Origin of the sequence: Streptomyces sp. LHD-70 (genome assembly GCF_031157275.1) — a bacterium.
Lineage (GTDB): Bacteria > Actinomycetota > Actinomycetes > Streptomycetales > Streptomycetaceae > Streptomyces.
Window position 1 is genome coordinate 165,099 of sequence record NZ_JAVIFW010000012.1, and the last position, 17,004, is coordinate 182,102.

The 17,004-nt window shown below is 71.0% G+C and carries 12 protein-coding genes and 2 riboswitches; of the genes, 6 read left to right on the top strand and 6 right to left on the bottom strand.

Translation table 11 applies throughout. The annotated features are described in order from the left end of the window. Positions 1-92 precede the first annotated feature (92 nt). The 6 genes from RCO28_RS24265 (at position 93) to cycA (ending at position 8,294) form a co-directional block, all read left to right on the top strand. Positions 93-1,379, top strand: a complete 1,287-nt coding sequence (locus tag RCO28_RS24265; protein ID WP_308943453.1) for a hypothetical protein — start codon at positions 93-95, stop codon at positions 1,377-1,379. 235 nt (positions 1,380-1,614) lie between these two features. Then, positions 1,615-2,457 carry a nitrilase-related carbon-nitrogen hydrolase gene (locus RCO28_RS24270; protein WP_308943365.1) on the top strand — a complete coding sequence of 281 codons (843 nt, stop codon included), beginning with the start codon at positions 1,615-1,617 and terminating at the stop codon, positions 2,455-2,457. Next, positions 2,454-3,734 (top strand): aspartate aminotransferase family protein, encoded by a 1,281-nt coding sequence (locus RCO28_RS24275; protein WP_308943366.1) that lies wholly within the window; start codon positions 2,454-2,456, stop codon positions 3,732-3,734. The genes RCO28_RS24270 and RCO28_RS24275 overlap by 4 nt, the downstream gene beginning before the upstream one ends. 61 nt (positions 3,735-3,795) lie before the next feature. Next, complete coding sequence (gene hydA / locus RCO28_RS24280; RefSeq protein WP_308943367.1) at positions 3,796-5,202, top strand: dihydropyrimidinase; 1,407 nt, start codon at positions 3,796-3,798, stop codon at positions 5,200-5,202. Between the two features lie 10 nt (positions 5,203-5,212). Beyond that, on the top strand, positions 5,213-6,235 hold the full coding sequence (locus RCO28_RS24285) for a TIGR03842 family LLM class F420-dependent oxidoreductase (RefSeq protein WP_308943368.1): 1,023 nt from the start codon (positions 5,213-5,215) through the stop codon (positions 6,233-6,235). A 97-nt stretch (positions 6,236-6,332) separates the two neighbouring features. Next, a riboswitch (glycine riboswitch) is annotated at positions 6,333-6,430 on the top strand. Beyond that, a riboswitch (glycine riboswitch) is annotated at positions 6,431-6,520 on the top strand. Positions 6,521-6,794: 274 nt separating this feature from the next. After that, entirely contained in the window at positions 6,795-8,294 is a 1,500-nt protein-coding gene (gene cycA, locus RCO28_RS24290) for a D-serine/D-alanine/glycine transporter (protein WP_308943369.1), read from the top strand. A 231-nt stretch (positions 8,295-8,525) separates the two neighbouring features. Here the strand turns inward: cycA and RCO28_RS24295 are convergent, their stop codons facing one another. The 6 genes from RCO28_RS24295 to RCO28_RS24320 all read right to left on the bottom strand — a co-directional run bounded on the left by RCO28_RS24295 (position 8,526) and on the right by RCO28_RS24320 (position 16,883). Next, on the bottom strand, positions 8,526-10,328 hold the full coding sequence (locus RCO28_RS24295) for a hypothetical protein (RefSeq protein ID WP_308943370.1): 1,803 nt from the start codon (positions 10,326-10,328) through the stop codon (positions 8,526-8,528). Beyond that, positions 10,325-11,386, bottom strand: a complete 1,062-nt coding sequence (locus RCO28_RS24300; RefSeq protein ID WP_308943371.1) for a MoxR family ATPase — start codon at positions 11,384-11,386, stop codon at positions 10,325-10,327. The genes RCO28_RS24295 and RCO28_RS24300 overlap by 4 nt, the downstream gene beginning before the upstream one ends. A 342-nt stretch (positions 11,387-11,728) precedes the next feature. Then, the gene (locus tag RCO28_RS24305; protein WP_308943372.1) at positions 11,729-13,282 is read right to left on the bottom strand and encodes an NCS1 family nucleobase:cation symporter-1; all 1,554 of its coding nucleotides are present in this window, start codon (positions 13,280-13,282) and stop codon (positions 11,729-11,731) included. Between the two features lie 196 nt (positions 13,283-13,478). Next, a complete protein-coding gene (locus tag RCO28_RS24310; RefSeq protein WP_308943373.1) occupies positions 13,479-14,111 on the bottom strand; it encodes a hypothetical protein in 633 nt (210 codons plus the stop codon). A gap of 240 nt (positions 14,112-14,351) precedes the next feature. Next, the gene (locus RCO28_RS24315) at positions 14,352-15,407 is read right to left on the bottom strand and encodes a lipoate--protein ligase family protein (protein WP_308943374.1); all 1,056 of its coding nucleotides are present in this window, start codon (positions 15,405-15,407) and stop codon (positions 14,352-14,354) included. A gap of 189 nt (positions 15,408-15,596) precedes the next feature. Further along, positions 15,597-16,883 carry a TIGR02569 family protein gene (locus tag RCO28_RS24320; protein WP_308943375.1) on the bottom strand — a complete coding sequence of 429 codons (1,287 nt, stop codon included), beginning with the start codon at positions 16,881-16,883 and terminating at the stop codon, positions 15,597-15,599. Positions 16,884-17,004: the final 121 nt, after the last annotated feature.

Consider the following 17,004-nt stretch of genomic DNA (forward strand, 5'->3'; position numbering starts at 1 on the left):
GCCCGTAGCCGCCCCGTAACACGCGGGGTGTGCAATGCGTGCCGGATGGGCGGACCGGAAGGGTCCGCTTCTACGCGACGGGGGCGAGCGGTATGGAACGGCATCAACTCCCCCGAGTCGAAGGGGAGTTCGCCGCGTACTTCGAGGGTCTGCTGTCCCGGCTCGACCAACAGGCGGGCTGGTGCGGGGTGTTCTGGCAGCGCGACCCCGAGGGCATGACCGCCTGCCTCGACGGCCAGGAGGTACCGCCGTGGGATGTCGTCCAGGCGCTCCTGCACGACCTCGCCGCCGACCGCGGAATCCCGGCCGCCGAACGCGAGGCCGACCTCGCCCGCCCGCTGCACCGCGCCGCCCTCGCCGCCCACGACACCAGGCCCGGCAGCCGCCGACTCCTCGCCGAACGGCTCGACCTGATGCTCGGCGAGGAGCGTTACGCGATCGACCGCCAGGACCACCTCACCGCGCAGCTCTCCGAGGCGCCCACACCGCACGAGGCCGACCGTATCCAGCTCGACCTCGCCTGGGCCCGCGACGACCAGGAGCGCGCGAGGGCCCGGAGCGAGGAACTCCGCGCCCGGATCGCCGAGTTGGACGAGAAGGCCGAGCGGGACCGGGTGCTTCCGCCGCGTACGGCCGACCGGAGGAAGCGGCCGCGCGGGGCCCGGTACGGGTGGGTCGAGGCGGACGAGGGCTCCGCCGCGGACGAGGTCGCGCCCGTACCGGACGTGATGCCCGGGGCGGTCGGTGCTCCGGAGGGGCCGCGGGGCGCTCGGTTCGCGGGTGGCGCCGGTCCCGTACGAGGAGCCGAGCCGCAGCCGGTGCGCGAGCCGGACCCCGCCGCCGAGGACGCCGCCGCCGAGGACGCCGCCGTCCAGGCCGTGCGCGAGCTGGTCCGGCTGCGCGCCGAAGGGCGCACGGGCGAGGCGTACGCGCTGCTCTGCGAGGCCGTGCTCTGGCCTGCGCCCCGACTGCCGCTGCTGGCGCGGGAGTTGGAGTACGCGGGGCTCGGCGCCGACTGGGTGACGCTGCTGTGGGAGAGCGCCTCGCTGCCCGTGGAGCGGCTCGTCGCGGCGGCCGACGCCCTCGCCGCCGCGGGCCGCGCCGACGACGGCGCCCAGCTGCTCAGGCAGGGCGTGGCCCGCCCGGCACCGGAGATCGCCGACGCGGTGCTCGCCCTGCGGGACGCCGGCCGGGAGCGGGAGGTCGCGGCGCTGCTCGACGCGTACGTACGGGTGCGCGCGCCGCAGGAGGCGGCGCGGTTCGTGCTGCACGACCCGGCACGCCTCGCGCCCCCGGTCCTGGAGGCGGCGCGGGCGGTCTCGCCGGAGCGGGAGTGGGACGTGGTGCACGCGCTGCGGGTGGCGGGTATCGCCGTCTGACGTGCGCGGAGGCGGGAGCGGCCGGGGGACGGCCGTGCGGCGAGATGTCGCGTGTGATCACTTCACCCGCACGAGTGCCGAAATCTGATCGACTCCGCCGGTTCACGACGATGGTCTTGCCCCGGGCTGTGACGCGGCTTACGTTCATCTCTCCACGGCCAGGATCTACGGGCGTAGAAGGCGTAGAGGCGCAGCGGCCGGTGGAGTTGTCGGCGTCGCGTCGAAGGAGCAGCTCATGGTGAACGTCGTACGCGCGGCCCTCGTCCAGGCGACCTGGACGGGAGACACCGAATCCATGATCGCCAAACACGAGGAGCACGCCCGGGAGGCCGCCCGTCAGGGGGCGAAGGTCATCGGGTTCCAGGAAGTCTTCAACGCCCCCTACTTCTGCCAGGTCCAGGAGGCCGAGCACTACCGCTGGGCGGAGCCCGTGCCGGACGGACCGACGGTGCGGCGCATGCAGGACCTCGCGCGTGAGACCGGCATGGTGATCGTGGTCCCGGTCTTCGAGGTCGAGCAGGCCGGCTTCTACTTCAACACCGCCGCCGTGATCGACGCCGACGGCAGCTATCTCGGCAAGTACCGCAAGCACCACATCCCGCAGGTCAAGGGCTTCTGGGAGAAGTACTACTTCAAACCGGGAAACCTGGGCTGGCCGGTGTTCGACACCGCCGTCGGCAAGGTCGGCGTCTACATCTGCTACGACCGGCACTTCCCGGAGGGCTGGCGCCAACTCGGCCTGAACGGAGCCCAGTTGGTCTTCAACCCGTCGGCCACCTCGCGCGGGCTCTCCGCGTACCTGTGGCAGCTGGAGCAGCCCGCCGCCGCCGTCGCCAACGAGTACTTCATCGCCGCGATCAACCGCGTCGGCCAGGAGGAGTACGGCGACAACGACTTCTACGGCACCAGCTACTTCGTCGACCCGCGCGGCCGGACGGTCGGCGAGACCGCGAGCGACAAGACCGAGGAACTCGTCGTGCGGGACCTGGACTTCGACCTCATCGACGAGGTCCGCACCCAGTGGGCGTTCTACCGCGACCGCCGCCCCGACGCGTACGACGGGCTGGTGCAGCCGTGACCGACCTCTACCAGCGGCACCGCGCCGTCCTGCCCGACTGGCTCGCGCTCTACTACGAGGACCCGATCGAGCTCACGCACGGCGAGGGCCGGCACGTGTGGGACGCCGAGGGCAACAAGTACCTCGACTTCTTCGGCGGCATCCTCACCACCATGACCGCGCACGCCCTGCCCGAGGTCACCAAGGCGGTGAGCGACCAGGCCGCCCGGATCATCCACTCCTCGACGCTCTACCTCGACCGCCCGATGGTCGAACTCGCCGAGCGGATCGCCCAGTTGTCCGGCATCCCGGACGCCCGCGTCTTCTTCACCACCTCCGGCACCGAGGCCAACGACGCGGCCCTGCTGCTCGCCACCACGTACAACCGCTCCAACCAGATCCTGGCGATGCGCAACAGCTACCACGGCCGCTCCTTCTCGGCCGTCTCCATCACCGGCAACCGCGGCTGGTCACCCACGAGCCTCTCGCCGCTGCAGACCCTCTACGTCCACGGCGGTGTCCGCAGTCGCGGGCCGTACGCGGCCCTGTCCGACGCCGAGTTCACCGACGCCTGCGTGGCCGACCTGGAGGACATGCTCGGCCAGACCCGCGGCGTCGCCGCCCTGATCGCCGAACCCATCCAGGGCGTCGGCGGCTTCACCTCCCCGCCCGACGGTCTTTACGCGGCGTTCCGCCAAGTCCTCGCCGACCGCGGCATCCTGTGGATCGCCGACGAGGTGCAGACCGGCTGGGGCCGTACCGGCGAGCACTTCTGGGGCTGGCAGGCGCACGGACAGCACGGGCCGCCGGACATCCTCACCTTCGCCAAGGGCATCGGCAACGGCATGTCCATCGGCGGCGTCGTCGCCCGCGCCGAGGTCATGAACTGCCTCGACGCCAACTCCATCTCCACCTTCGGCGGCTCCCCGGTCACGATGGCGGCGGGCCTCGCCAACCTCACGTACCTCCTGGAGCACGATCTGCAGGGCAACGCACGCCGGGTCGGCGGGCTGCTCCTTGAGCGGCTGCGGGCGGTCGGCGCGAGCGCCCCGCACGTACGCGAAGTGCGCGGGCGCGGCCTGATGATCGGGATCGAGCTGGCCAGGCCCGGCACCGACGAGGCCGACCCGGACGCCGCGTCCGCCGTCCTGGAGGCGGCCCGCGAGGCCGGACTCCTCATCGGCAAGGGCGGCGGCCACAACACCAGCGTGCTGCGGATCGCCCCGCCGCTCTCCCTCACGGTCGCCGAGGCGGAGGAGGGCGCCGCCGTACTCGAACAGGCTCTGCGCGGGCTGTAGTTCAGCCGCCCGTCCCTCGCCGTCGCCCACCCCCGTACGAGATCCCATGTGAGGGGAAGCCATGAGCACCCGCACCCTGATCCGCGGCGGACTGGTCATCACCGCCGCCGACGAGACCCATGCCGACGTCCTGATCGAGGACGGCCGGATCGCCGCCCTCGCCGCCCACGGCAGCGAACAGGCCGCGTCCTGGACCGCCGACCGCATCATCGACGCCACCGACAAGTACGTCATCCCGGGCGGCGTCGACGCCCACACGCACATGGAGCTGCCCTTCGGCGGAACCTTCGCCTCCGACACCTTCGAGACGGGCACCCGCGCCGCGGCCTGGGGCGGCACCACCACGATCGTGGACTTCGCCGTGCAGAGCCAGGGCCGCGCCCTGCGCGAGGGCCTGGACGCCTGGTACGCGAAGGCCGACGGCCAGTGCGCCATCGACTACGCCTTCCACATGATCCTCTCCGACGTCAACGACAGAACCCTCAAGGAGATGGACCGGCTCGTCGAGGAGGGCATCACGAGCTTCAAGCTCTTCATGGCCTACCCCGGCGTCTTCTACAGCGACGACGGCCAGATCCTGCGCGCCATGCAGCGCGCCGCCGGCAACGGCGGGCTGATCATGATGCACGCTGAGAACGGCATCGCCATCGACGTCCTCGTCGAACAGGCCCTCCAGCGCGGCGAGACCGACCCCCGCTACCACGGAGAGGTCCGCAAGGTCCTCCTGGAGGCGGAGGCGACCCACCGCGCCATCCAGCTCGCCCGCGTCGCAGGAGCCCCTCTCTACGTCGTGCACGTCTCCGCCGAGGAGGCCGTCGCCGAGCTCGCCGCCGCCCGCGACAAGGGCCTGCCGGTCTTCGGCGAGACGTGCCCGCAGTACCTGTTCCTGTCCACCGACAACCTCGCCGAGCCGGACTTCCACGGCGCCAAGTACGTCTGCTCGACCCCGCTGCGCCCGCGCGAACACCAGGCGGCCCTGTGGCGCGGGCTGCGCACCGACGACTTGCAGGTGGTGTCCACGGACCACTGCCCGTTCTGCTTCGTCGGCCAGAAGGAGCTGGGCCGCGGCGACTTCTCGAAGATCCCCAACGGCCTTCCCGGGGTGGAGAACCGCATGGACCTCCTCCACCAGGCCGTCGTCGACGGCCACATCACCCGCCGCCGCTGGATCGACATCGCCTGCGCGGCCCCGGCCCGGATGTTCGGCCTGTACGGCAAGAAGGGCACGCTCGCCCCGGGCGCCGACGCGGACGTGGTCGTCTACGACCCGCACGCCGAGCAGACCCTGTCCGCCGAGACGCACCACATGAACGTCGACTACTCCGCGTACGAGGGCAAGCGCGTCCGAGGCCAGGTGGAGACCGTCCTCTCGCGCGGCGAAGTGGTCGTCGACCAGCGGAAGTTCACAGGCCGAGCGGGGCACGGCGTCTACACGCCCCGCGGTACCTGCCAGTATCTGAACGACTAGGAGCCCGTGCATGGACTTTGGACTCGTCCTGCAGACCGACCCGCCGGCCGCGCAGGTCATCAGCCTCATGAAGCGCGCCGAGCGCAACGGCTTCCGCTACGGCTGGACGTTCGACTCCGCCGTGCTCTGGCAGGAGCCCTTCGTGATCTACAGCCAGATCCTGGCCAACACCCGGCGCCTGATCGTCGGCCCGATGGTCACCAACCCGGGCACCCGCACTTGGGAGGTGACCGCGTCCACCTTCGCCACGCTCAACGACATGTACGGCAACCGCACGGTCTGCGGGATCGGGCGCGGCGACAGCGCCATGCGGGTCGCAGGCCGGCCGCCGAACACCCTGGCCCGGGTCAGCGCCGCGATGAAGGTGATCCGCGCCCTCGCCTCGGGCCAGGAGGCGGACCTGGGCGACGGCACCACGGTCCGCTTCCCCTGGACCGGGGCGGACGCGCGGCTGCCCGTGTGGATGGCGGCGTACGGGCCCAAGGCGCTCAGGATGGCGGGGGAGGAGGCCGACGGGTTCATCCTGCAGCTCGCCGACCCGTATCTGACGGAGACCATGGTGAAGGCCGTGCGGGAGGCGGCGGCGGGCGCGGGGAGGGACCCCCGCGAGGTCAGCATCTGCGTCGCCGCCCCCGCCTACCTCACGGAGGACGACTCACCGGACGCCCTCGCGCACGCCCGCGAGCAGTGCCGCTGGTTCGGCGGCATGGTCGGCAACCACGTGGCCGACCTGGTCGCCAAGTACGGCGCCCACTCGGACCTGGTGCCCGAGGCGCTCACCGACTACATCAAGGCCCGCGAGGGGTACGACTACTCCCACCACGGGCGCGCCGACAACCCCGACACCGCCTTCGTACCGGACGAGATCGTGGACCGCTTCTGCGTGATCGGGACGGTGGAGCAGCAGGTCGCGAGGATGCGGGAGCTGCAGGCGCTCGGGGTCGACCAGTTCGCCGTCTACGCCATGCACGACGCCCGGGAGCGGGTCATCGACGGGTACGGCAGCGCGGTGATTCCCGCGCTGCGGGGCTGAGACCTGCAAGTATGCCCTCTACAGGTATTTCTCCGAACTCCCATGGACCCCTTGATTTCCGGGGTGGACTCAGCCTAGCCTCGCCGCAACTTGCCGTTTACCCCGCAGCGGGAGAGCACCGGGGCAGCCAGCCCCGGGCGCCGAAGGAGCAACACCTCCCCGGAAACTCTCAGGCATCCCTACCGCGCGGTCAGGCAACTCTGGAAAGCAGGCGCTGCGGCGTCTCGCCCACGGTGCAAGCGGTGTCGGAACCGCGAAGCTCTCAGGCCATATGACAGAGGGGGAGGCTCACTTCGCAGCACGGGTATCCGGCCCGTGCTCGACCTGCGAGGAGCCCTCTGATGGCTGTTCCCATGCCCGAGCCGTGGCCACCGCCTGCCCGCCCGGCGGCGGGCTGATCTCCTGCTTTCTCCCGGCCCCCTGACGGGCCTCGGCCCCCGTGCGGGGCTCGGCCCCCGTGTGGGTCTCAAGGCCTGCCCTGAGCGGGCCGAACTCCCCCTTGAAGCGAGTGTGTACGGTGCGCGCGCCCGCACGCGTGCGAGATCAGTGAGGTTCGTCCATGCACGACAGCAGCGAATCCGGCTCCACCGCCATGACGGCGGTGTCCGGCGGCAGTCCCGGAGCTCCCGGTACGAAGGGCGCCCCGCCGTCCTCCGGCGAAGGGCCGCAGCTCGACCGGCAGTTGTCCAACCGGCACATCCAGCTCATCGCGATCGGCGGTGCGATCGGTACCGGCCTGTTCATGGGCTCCGGCAAGACGATCGCGCTCGCCGGCCCCTCGGTGATCTTCGTCTACATGATCATCGGCGCGATGCTGTTCTTCGTCATGCGCGCCATGGGCGAACTGCTCCTGTCCGACCTGCGCTACAAGTCCTTCGCCGACTTCGCCTCCGACCTCCTCGGTCCCTGCGCGGGCTTCTTCACCGGCTGGACGTACTGGTTCTGCTGGATCGTCACCGGTATCGCCGACGTCGTCGCCATTTCCGGATATGTCGCGTTCTGGTGGGACGACGCCCCGCTGTGGATCCCCGCGCTCGCCGCGGTCGTGGTGCTCATCGGGCTCAACCTGCCCACGGTGAAGGCGTTCGGTGAGACCGAGTTCTGGTTCGCGCTGATCAAGATCGTCGCGATCGTCGCGCTGATCGTCGTCGGCCTCGTCATGGTGTTCAAGGGCTTCGAGTCCACCAGCGGCGCCACCGCGAGCTTCGCCAACCTCTGGAACGACGGCGGCTTCTTCCCGACCGGTCCCATGGGATTCGTGGCCGGCTTCCAGATCGCCACGTTCGCCTTCGTCGGCATCGAGCTCGTCGGCACCACCGCCGCCGAGACCAAGGACCCGGAGAAGAACCTCCCCAAGGCCATCAACTCGATCCCCGTGCGTGTGATGCTCTTCTACGTCGTCGCGCTCGTCGTGATCATCTCGGTCACGCCCTGGCGGCAGATCAGCGCCGACAAGAGCCCGTTCGTCGTGATGTTCACGCTCGCCGGGCTCGCCGTCGCCGCCTCGGTGATCAACTTCGTCGTCCTCACCTCCGCCACCTCGTCGGCCAACTCCGGCATCTACTCCACGTCCCGGATGGTCTACGGACTGGCCCGCGAGGGCGACGCACCCGCCTCGTTCGGCAGGCTGAGCTCAAGCCGGGTCCCGGTCAACGCGCTGCTGCTCTCCGGGGTGTTCCTGCTCGGCGGTGTCGTCATGGTCGCGATCGGCGGCTCGATCATCGAGGCGTTCACGCTGGTCACGACCATCTCGTCGGTGTGCTTCATGTTCATCTGGACGATGATCCTGATCAGCTACATCGTGTACCGCAAGCGCCGCCCGCACCTGCATGAGGCGTCGAAGTTCAAGATGCCCGGCGGCGTCGCGATGTGCTACGTCGTGTTCGCGTTCTTCGCGTTCCTGATCTGGGCGTTCACCCAGAAGTCGGACACTCTGCAGGCGCTGCTCGTGACCCCGGTCTGGTTCCTCGTCCTCGCCGTCGCGTGGCTGGCGATGGGCCGCAGCCGGGCACGGCGGGCCGCGGCCGAGTCGGCGGCTGCCGAGGTCGAGCAGGGCTGACGCAACACCGGTACGCGACAGTGCCGGTACGCGGAGACAGCGGCGGTCATCGGGCCGCCGCTGTCTGCCGCAGCGCCGGGATCAGGCCGTCTGCGGGGAAGACCGCCCCTGCGTGGCGTTCAACGCGCTGCGCATCGTCACCACGGGGGGGACGCCGAGACGTCCCGCACGGTCATCAACGCCCCACCCATACAAGGGAAATGCCCTCACCACGGCGTTCCGCAACACCCTTCAGTACATCTCGAAGACCGGTCCCCGCGGAGTGAACGGCAGACGAGCCCCGCGCGGCAGCAGGAAGGCGTGCTCACGTCGCACCCGCAGAACATCGCACGCCCCGTCGGTGATCAGCAGCACCGGAGCGCCCGGCGGGAAGTCCTCGGCGGCGAGCAACAGCTCCACTCCTGGTTGCAGCACGGTCCCGCCACGGCCCCGCACCCGCACCCGGTTCGCGATCTCGGTGGCCGGAAGGTAGCCCGCGTCGAAGGGCGCCGCGTCACAGAAGACCACCCGGGCCGCCGGCACGTCACGTGACTCGGCGTACGAGGCGATCGCGCCCAGTGCCTTGCCGAGAAGCCGCCGATCCATGGAGCCGGAGGTGTCCAGTACCACCCCGAAGGTGCAGCGCTCCTGCTCGTCGGGCGGGAAGTACCGTCCTGCACGCGGGATCTCGGGGGTGGACGCCTGTCGGCGGGCGGGGCGGGCGAAGCTGCGCAGCGGCTCCGGACGGGGCACGTACTCGTCGAACCAGCGGGCAAGCCGCACGTCCCAGGGCAGCGGAGGATGGGCCAGCGCCTGGATCTCCTCCACGAGTCCGGCCGGTAGCGTCCCGCGCCTGCGGTCGTGCAGGTCGAAGCCCTGGAGCAGACCGCGACGGTAGAACTCGTCCAGGTCGACGTAATCCGTCGGCGCGCCGGAGTGCGGCAGTGGCGCGCTCAGGATGTCACCCCGGCCCTTGCCACGCAGGGTGGCGAGCCTGCGCTTGCGGCGTGCGTCGGTGGTGATCCGGTCGTACACCTCCTCGGCGGACAGACCGGCCAGCTCGGGGTCGTAGAGCACACCCTCCGGCATCTCGCCGACGCTCATCTCCACCAACCAGCTGTTGATGACGTAGTCGCAGGCGACGTTGAAGAGGTACGGGTCGCGTGCGCCGCGACGGTCGGCGTGACGCAGGGCGGCGTGCAGCATCTCGTGCGCCAGGATGAACCGCCACTCCTCCTCGGTGTGCGTGCGCTGGGGGTTGATGTAGATCTCGCCGACGGCGGCGTTCACCGCGGCCACCGAGATCTGGTGGGTGCGGGCCAGGTCCGCGTCCGCGATCACAGTCATCCCCGAGGCGATGCCGCCCAGGAGCGGATACGAGGAGATGAACCAGTCGAGTGCCCGGTTCCATGGGCCCTTGGGGGAGTCGTCCGGTCCGCGGCCGGCGGAGTTCATCGCGGTCGAGATCCTGCGCGTCAGCGAACGGGCGAAGACCTCTTGCCAGTCCTCGGGGTCCCGGGTGTACGGCCAGGGCTCAAGGCGTTGGTCAGGCTCGGGCCCGCCTGCCCCGCAGTGCGCGTAACGCTCCGGGATGCCGTCCCGGCGGAAACGCTCAGCGAGCTGCTCCTCGTCCCCGCCCGGGAACGACTCCGGAAGCTCGAACGGCGGGCGGCCCACCGGGAACGACTGCTGGAAACGGTTCACCACCACGCAGCGGGCCGCCAGCTCGTAACGGTCCGGCTGCACCCGGGTGCCCCGGGCCGCCGGCACATGGCCGAAGCCCAGGTGCAGCAGACAGTGTGCAAGGACCCAGGCCCACTCGTTGGGTTCGGCCAGCCGCTTCGGATTCACGTGGACGCAGCCGTCCGACTCCACCAGAGCCCAGCCGTCCTTCGGGGCGACGCGGCAGAAGCTGCGGCAGAACTGCGCGCCCAGCGAGTTGAGGGCTGCGTCACGGCGGACGATGTCCAGGCCGCGCTGGTAGTTGGCCTCAATGAGGGGGTTGGGACGCGGCGGCTGCTGTCGTGGGCTCCTGCCGCGCGCGGGCCCGCTCACCGGCGGGCCTCCACCAGCCGGGGCATGTCCCGGGCGGCCTCAACCAGGAACCAGGCGGGCAGTACCGGGTTGCCGTCTGCGTCGTCCGCGATCACTGTCTGGGCGACCTCGACCGATATCTCGGCGAGCTGCACGAGCAGGGCTTGCGCCCGGTACGCGGTCTGCCGTACGGAAGGCGAGGCGTGCTCCTTGTTTGCCGGAAGCTCCTTGAGCAGCCGGCCACGGAAGGACTCGGCGAGGTAGTAGAGCAGGTCGCGGTCCTGCACTCGGTTCGGCCATCGGACGTCGCCCTTGATGATCGCGTCGACGCCGAACTCACTGCGCACGATCTTGACGTAACCGCAGAACGCCGAGGCATGGGAAGGGGTGAGCGTGCCATGGGCCAGCACCTTGAGCGTGTCCTCGTCCAACGCCGGGCCGAAGGACTGGATCGCGTCCGAGAGCATGTGCCAGGAGCGCGGGGTGGAGAACGGCTCCTCCGTCTTCGGCGGCTTGGACCACAGATGGTGCGGACGGTCGGTCAGGTAGTCCGTCACCCACGGGTGGATGCCGGCCCCGGCCGCCCAGCTCAGCCAGTCCTTGGGCGACGCCTGGAGATGGACGTGGGTGAGCCGGTTGACCAGAGCGGAGGCCAGTGGGCGGGCGAGGGCGTTGTCGGTGGAGCGGTTGCCGGCGCCGATGACGATGCTGCCCTTGGGGAGTTCGTAGTTCCCGATACGACGGTCCAGGATCAGCGAGTAGAACGCCTTCTGCACATCGGGCGTCGCCGCGTTCAGCTCGTCCAGGAACAGACAGTACGGCTCATCGCGGGCGATCACCTCGGGCGGACAGAACACCGAGCGGCCGTCCCGGATCTGCGGTACGCCGATGAGGTCCTCAGGGGCCAACTGGGTGCCGAGGAGGCTCACGCACTCCAGGCCGAGCGAATCGGCGAACTGCCGTACCAGCGAGGACTTCCCGATGCCGGGTGCGCCCCAGAGGAACACGGGGCGGACGGTGGCCAGGCCGAGCAACAGCTCTGGCACCTGGGCCGGGTTCACGGCGACGGCAGCCTGCACGGGCGGATCAGCTCCTGGAAGGGGTTGGGCGACGGTGGCCAAGAACAGCTCCAACTCGGGGAGCTGCGGGCGCTGTTCATGATCTACGACTGGAGTGGACGCCGCATCCGACTTTCGCGGTTCCGGGGGGCGGGGCTTGGGCCAGTACGGTTCCGTGGCGCGACAACCGAGCAGGCGGACCGTACTCCGAGAGTGACTCCCTCGGTCACGAAGATTCGCAGACCTCGCCTCGCGGTCTCGCACCCCGGAGCTGCGGGTGACGGTCAGTTCGGCGTGTGTCATGTGGGAGGCGAGGGGCATGCCGTGAGTTGTTGGCGGCCTACGAGGAGACGGCGGAGGTCATCACGACCGTCGCCGTCTGCCGTGCCTGGCCGGCCGTCGGCTGGTGGCGGCGTACAGCACGAGTGCCGTCACCAGGCCGACCGCCCACCCGTAGTCGGCCAGCGGCCGCAGCACCGGAATCAGGCCGTCCGCGGGGAACGGGCCCTTGCCGGGGGCGGAGTGCGAACCGCCCACGGCGAGGAGCCCGCCCACACCGAAGGCGAACAGCGCCCGCCAGTTCCAGCCGCCCGTGTACCAGTACGGGCCGTGCCGGTCGTAGAGCCCGGCCAGATCGAGGGCCGTACGGCGGACGATCCAGTAGTCCGCGATCATCACGCCCGCCACCGTGCCGAGCAGCCCGCCGACCACGCCGAGCCACGTGAAGATGTACAACTCGGGCGTCTCGGTCAGCTTCCACGGCATCACGAGGACCCCGACGACGCCCGTGACGACCGCCCCCGTACGGAAGTTCACGACCTTCGGCAGCAGATTCGACAGGTCGTACGCGGGTGACACCACGTTCGCCGCGATGTTCACGGAGATCGTCGCGATCAGGACCGTCACCAGGGCGAAGAGCAGCCCGAAGACGTTGTCGGTCTTCGCCGCGAGCTGCACCGGGTCCCAGACCGGCGCCCCGTACACGACCTGCGAGCCGGACGTGACGAGGACGGAGAGCAGCGCGAACGCCGTCATCGTCGTCGGCAGGCCGAGCGACTGGCCCCAGACCTGCGCCCGTTGGCCCTTGCCGAAGCGGGTGAAGTCGGGGATGTTCAGGGACAGCGTCGACCAGAAGCCGATCATCCCCATCAGAGCGGGAAAGAACACCGGCCAGAAGTCCGCGCCCCAGCCCAGCTTCGACGGCTGGTCGAGCAGCGGCCCGAAGCCGCCGGCCTTCACCGTGATCCACACGAGCAGCACCACGGCGCCGACCAGGACGAACGGCGCCGCCCAGTTCTCGAACCGCCGCAGGGTCTGCATCCCCCGGTAGATGATGGCCAGTTCGAGCACCCAGAAGATCACGAAGCAGAGCCACAGCGTCCACGGATGGCCGCCGATCTCCGTGGCCGTGGTCCAGCCGCCGAACACCTTGCCGAGCAGCAGGAAGATGCCCTGCCCGCCGATCCACGTCTGGATGCCGAACCAGCAGCAGGCCACGGCGGCGCGAAGCAGCGCGGGCAGATTGGCGCCCCGCAGCCCGAACGAGGCGCGCACGACGACCGGGAACGGAATGCCATACTTCGGTCCCGCGTGCCCGGTGAGCAGCATCGGCAGCAGCACGATCACGTTGGCGAGCGCGATGACGAGGACCGCCTGCTTCCAGTCCATGCCGAGCGCGACGAGCCCGGAGGCGAGCGTCCAGGACGGGATGTTGTGGGCCATGCCGATCCACAGCGCCGTGTAGTTGTAGACGCCCCAGGTGCGGCGCTCCATCGGCACCGGCAGCAGGTCGCTGTTGGCGAACCGCGGATCGTCCAGGGTCACCCCCTCGACGAGCGACACCCGCCCGTCGGGGTGCGTGCGTTGAGTGACCGGCGCCGCGCCCTGCCCCGGCGCGGAAGGAACCGTCGATGCCATCGTGCCCTCGCTCTGCTGAGTCCGTCGGGGAGGGGCGAAGCGGGTGCGTCGGTGCGGGTGCCGTCGGTGCGGTGGGGGAGGACTCTACAGATCCCGGGTGGCTTGCGGGAGAGGTCGGGAGAGGTTCGGCGTGCGAGGGGAATTCGGCGTACGAGGGGGATTCGGCGTACGAGGGGAACTAGCGGGTCCGGGCGTACTAGCGAGGGTCCGGGAGTGCGGCGAGGGCCGCGCGGGCCGCCTGTACCGCCCCGTCGCGGAGCGTGTCCGCCTTGGGTGCGGACTCCGATTGGAAATCCATGCCGTTGTACGTGACCGTCACGACGGCGTTTCCGGAGCGCGCGACCAGCTTGGCCTCGCGGCTCTGCTGGCCGTCCTTCTCGCTCAGCTTCATGACGACGGCGGCCTGTTCGCCCAGGCCGTCCACGGACTCGGCGGAGCCGCCGGTGCGCGCCGCGTACGCCGAGCGTGCTGCGGCCGTCGAGTCCCGCAGGTCGTAGCCGACGTCCAGCCAGCGGTAGTCGTACCCCTCCAGCGCGCTCCACGAGCAGGTTCGGCGGCGCTCCGGATCGGTCAGGCGCAGCTCCTTGCCGTCGCGGTCCGCGCCCGGCACGAGCTCCTCGACCGCCTGGGACTTCAGCACCCCGCAGGGCGAGGGCGGCTTGTCGTACGCGGCCTCCGCCTCGGTCACCGCGGCCGCCTTGGGCTCGGCGGCGACCGCCGGCCGGTCCTCCGCCGGTGCGTACGGGCCGCTGGTCCAGGCCCAGCCCGCCGTGGCCAGGGCGGCGACGGGCAGCATCCGTGCGGCGAGCAGCAGCGACAGGGAACGCACAGTCGGTCCTCCTCGTACGGCGGGACGCGGTCGGTCGGCGAGCCGTGGCCGTGGTCGGTCGGTGAGGTGTGAGGGACGAGAGTGCCATACGGGACGCGGTACGGGATAGGGGCGTCAGCCGGAACCTACGGACGGGTACGGGCCGCTCACCGGGGGTGCGGGACACCTGCCGGGCGGCACCACTCGGACTGTTCTCCGGGCCCCTCGGGGGAGGGGCCAGGGGAGGGGCCAGGGGAGGGGCTAAGGGACGCGGCCCGTCCACTCCGGGGTCGAGAACTTCGTCCGCGCGAGGTGCTGGGCCGTGGCCAGTTCGTCCTCCGTGACCTGGCCCGCCGTGAGGCCGTGCCGGGTGCGGAACGAGTCGATCATGCGCTCGATGACGGCCTCGCGCGGCAGTCCGGTCTGCCGGCGGAGCGGGTCGACGCGCTTCCTGGCGCTCTTCGTGCCCTTGTCGGAGAGCTTCTCGCGGCCGATCCGCAGCACGTCGACCATCTTGTCGGCGTCGATGTCGTACGCCATGGTCACGTGGTGCAGGACCGCGCCGTCCCCGCCGGTCACCCGCTTCTGGGCGGCGCCCGCGATCTTCCCGGCGTCCGTGGCGATGTCGTTCAGCGGCTGGTACCAGGCCTTGATGCCCATGTCGCCGAGCGCGCCGAGCACCCAGTCGTCGAGGTACGCGTAGCTGTCGGCGAAGGACAGGCCCTGCACGAGGGCCTCCGGCACGGACAGCGAGTACGTGATGGTGTTGCCCGGCTCGCAGAACATCGCGCCGCCGCCGCTGATCCGCCGCACCACCTCGACACCGTGGCGGCGCGCGCCCTCCGCGTCGACCTCGTTGCGCAGCGACTGGAAGCTGCCGATCACCACGGCGGGCGTCGCCCACTCCCAGACGCGCAGGGTCGGGGGCCGCAGACCGGCGGCCACCTCGGCGGTGATCACCTCGTCGAGCGCCATGTGCAGGGCGGGGGACTGCGGGCCCTCGTGGATCAACTGCCAGTCGTAGTCCGTCCAGTCCGTGGCGTGCGCGAGCGCCCGTCGTACGGCGACGCCGACGCCCTCCGCGGTCAGCCCGTACATCACCGTGCCCTCCGGCAGGGCCGCCTCGATCCGGGCGGCCAGGCCCGCCGCGTCCGTGTCGGAGGGCACGCCTTCGAGGGACTGGCTCAACGTGAGGAAGGCGTCGTCGGGTTCGAGGAAGAAGTCACCGGCGACCCGTACATGCCGCAGCGCGCCGTCCTCCACTTCGAGGTCCACGACGACGAGTTTGCCGCCCGGGATCTTGTACTCACCGTGCACTGCGCCATCCTCCAGCCGACTGGTCGTACGTGATACCTGGGGTGAACAGGTGCAAATCGTACTCCTCGTCGGGGAGGGGCGCGTCCCTGCTCGGGGCGGCGCAACGGCGCGCGAAAACCGGCTCTGTTGGGCCAAAACACGCCGCACGCGCGTGCCTGGGTCGAGGCCGGGCGCGCGCGTGCGGGTCCTTCATGACGGTGAGGAGTCCAGCGGGCCGGTGCGCTGCTCGGTGGACGGTTCGGCGGACGCTTCGGCGTGCGGTCCGGTGGACGGCTCGGCGTGCGGTCCGGTGGACGGCTCGGGGGCGGGCTCCTGCTGCTCCTCGGGGAGGGGAGCGCAGACGTCGAGCATCTCCTGCTGAGGCTCGGCCCGTTGGGGCTGGGGCTGGGGCTGGGGCTGGGTCGGGGTTTGGGGCTGGACCTCGGGCTCGCGCAGGGGCTCGGGCTCGGCGTGCGTCCGTTCCGGTTCCGGTTCCGGTTCCGGCGCCCGGACCGCGCGCAGTCCCGTCGGCTCGGGCCGCCGCTCGCCGCGGGGCTCGGCGCGCGGCGAGCGGCGCTGTGCGGTCCGGGACTCGGTGGCCTGCGGCCAGTGGCCGTCGAGCACCAGGTCGGCCACCGGCCGGTACGCCGCCGCCAGATCCGGGTCCAGACGCTCGTGCGTGGCGATGCGGAACAGCACGGCGCGGACAAGGAGTTGGCGCCAGCGCGGGACGTGCGCCCAGCGGTCGAGTACGCCGGGATCGGCCCCGTGCCAGCACAGCGCGTCCACGGCCGCTACAGCGGAGGCCCAGCCCGGCGGGCGCCAGTACGCGGGCCAGTCGATGATCGCGGGCGGCAGCCCGTCGGCGTCGGCGAACAGCACATTGCCGAGCAGATCGCCGTGGACGACCTGCGAGGCGCCCTCGGGCAGCGGGGTGCGGGCGGCGAGCAGCGGGGCGACGAGGTCGAACTCCCGGGCCGGTACGGCCTCTTCGGCGGCCCGTGCCTCGGCGGAGCCCGCCGCGTACCCCCAGGAGAACCGGTCGGCCCGCGACCACGGGTCGTCCCGCTCGTCCAGGAAGGCGGGGCGGGGGAGTTCGGCGAGGGCGGCGTGGAAGGCCCGGCCCACGCGCAGGACGTCGTCCACGCGCCGCTCGTCCGCGGTGCCCGGCACGAGCCGCCAGGCCTCCCAGCCGCCCGCCGTCCAGGTGCCGTCCATCGACCGCACCGGCGGCGCCACCCGGAACTCGTCGGTCTCCGGCAGGGCGTTGAGTGTGTGGGCGCGCCACGCGGTCTCGGTGCGCAGGCCGGTCCGCTTCAGGACGATGCCGTCCGCGCACCAGGTGCCTCCCTGACCGCCGGGCAGCGGCCGGGCCTCACCCTCGGTGACGCCGAACGCGGCGAGCACGGGCAGGCCGGGCGGCTCCTGCCGGGGCAGGGTCGAGATCGAGGTCACGTTATTGGCGGAATTGGGCTTATTTGGTCGGATCGCGAACATGGCGCGGAGCGTAGCGGCGATCATGGCCCGCCGCTTCCCGTTCCGCTTCGGCGTGGCGCAGGGCCCGCGCGCGGACGGCCGCCGTCCGGGTCCGCGCGGGAGCCGGTTAGCCTGCGGGAAT

What these genes read in the sequence shown, in the direction of transcription:
- RCO28_RS24265 (WP_308943453.1), top strand. Translation starts at nt 93, where the DNA reads ATGGAACGGCATCAACTCCCCCGAGTCGAAGGGGAGTTCGCCGCGTAC.
- RCO28_RS24270 (WP_308943365.1), top strand. Translation starts at nt 1,615, where the DNA reads ATGGTGAACGTCGTACGCGCGGCCCTCGTCCAGGCGACCTGGACGGGA.
- hydA (WP_308943367.1), top strand. Translation starts at nt 3,796, where the DNA reads ATGAGCACCCGCACCCTGATCCGCGGCGGACTGGTCATCACCGCCGCC.
- RCO28_RS24285 (WP_308943368.1), top strand. Translation starts at nt 5,213, where the DNA reads ATGGACTTTGGACTCGTCCTGCAGACCGACCCGCCGGCCGCGCAGGTC.
- cycA (WP_308943369.1), top strand. Translation starts at nt 6,795, where the DNA reads ATGCACGACAGCAGCGAATCCGGCTCCACCGCCATGACGGCGGTGTCC.
- RCO28_RS24305 (WP_308943372.1), bottom strand. Translation starts at nt 13,282, where the DNA reads ATGGCATCGACGGTTCCTTCCGCGCCGGGGCAGGGCGCGGCGCCGGTC.
- RCO28_RS24320 (WP_308943375.1), bottom strand. Translation starts at nt 16,883, where the DNA reads ATGTTCGCGATCCGACCAAATAAGCCCAATTCCGCCAATAACGTGACC.